The sequence below is a fragment of the Streptomyces rimosus subsp. rimosus genome, from assembly GCF_000720725.1.
Classification (GTDB): domain Bacteria; phylum Actinomycetota; class Actinomycetes; order Streptomycetales; family Streptomycetaceae; genus Streptomyces; species Streptomyces rimosus_A.
In genome coordinates, this window is the sequence record NZ_JOCQ01000224.1 from 1 (window position 1) to 1222 (window position 1222).

Here is a 1222-nt window from a genome sequence, read left to right on the forward strand (position 1 = left end):
GGCAGCCAGTTCCTCGCGCAGGTCCTCCAGGTAGGCCAGATACGCCTCGCGCTGAGTGCGCCGGGTGCGCTGAGCCTTGCCACGCTGCGAGAAGACCAGAGCGACAGACCCGATGACGGTGACGACGAGAATGACCGCGCCCAGCGCGGCGAACTGACTGTTGCGTACCACCGTCATCATCACCACGGACGACATGACACCGGCGACGGGCAGCAGCGACATCGCGATGTTGCCTGTCTTCCCCTCGGGAAGGTTGGGCGGGGCCTCGATGATGCGCGCCTCGGAAACGGCCGGCGGCCTGGTGGTCCTGGCCGGGCGGTGTATCAGTCGGGTACTCATCGTCGTCCGTCATTCAGGATCGGGCTCGGCATCGGGTCAGTGACGCTTCGAGGGGAGGCAGAGCTGGAAGACGTCTGCGGCAAGGCGGGCGGTTGCTTCCCTGGTCGGGTGAGCCAGCAACTCGGTGTGGACTGGGCCGCCGGCCGCCAGGTGCCGGTCGTACGGCAGGACCTGGACGCTCACCCCGGTGGACTGGAGTACCCGGACGGCCTCGTCCAGGTCGAGTCCTGAATGGGGCGCCAATTCGGTGAGCACGACGACCGTGCCGGCGATCACATGCCGGGGCAGTCCCTGCATCCACTGCAGCACCGAGTACGTACTGGTGACACCTTCCGGCGTCGCGGGTGCGGTCAGAACACGGCCGTGGGCGGCGGCGAGTGCCACCCGGGCGACCTCGGCGGGCAGCGTCTCACAGTCGATGACCATCACACCGAAGTAACGGCGCAGCGCCACCACGGCCTGCTCATACGCCCGGCTGTCCAGCATCACACCGATCTGCCACCGGCTCGCAGGCAGCAGCCAGGCGTTGTTGGGGAGCTGGACGAGATAGCCGGTGACATCGAGCAGCGACATGTCCGGCTTCACGATGTCCGCGATATCGCTGGTCGTCCAGCGCAGCGCCTCGGCGCCGAGACGCAGCGGCAGTGAGCCGAGCGCCGGGTCGGCTTCCAGGAAGAGGACCGGGTCACGCCGGTAGTGCACGTACGTCGTGCCCAGCAGCGCGGCGACGGCCGACTTGCCGGACCCGCCCCGGATGGAGGTGATGGCGATCTGCCGACCCGTGGTCACGGGCTGTTGCAGCACCGTGGCGGTGCGGGTGACCTCGGCGACTTCCCGCGCGGCGGACGAGGAGAGCGTACGGCGCAGGGTACGTGTGGCGCGC

At 68.7% G+C, this 1222-nt stretch carries 2 protein-coding genes; both read right to left on the bottom strand.

The window, feature by feature from the left end; all coding sequences use genetic code 11:
* A partial coding sequence (locus IH45_RS01000000144795) for a hypothetical protein (protein ID WP_032919569.1) occupies positions 1 to 339 on the bottom strand: 339 nt, incomplete at its 3' end.
* A 36-nt stretch (positions 340 to 375) separates the two neighbouring features.
* Positions 376 to 1222: MinD/ParA family ATP-binding protein (locus tag IH45_RS0142585; RefSeq protein ID WP_030682568.1), on the bottom strand; the 847-nt coding region annotated here is incomplete at its 5' end.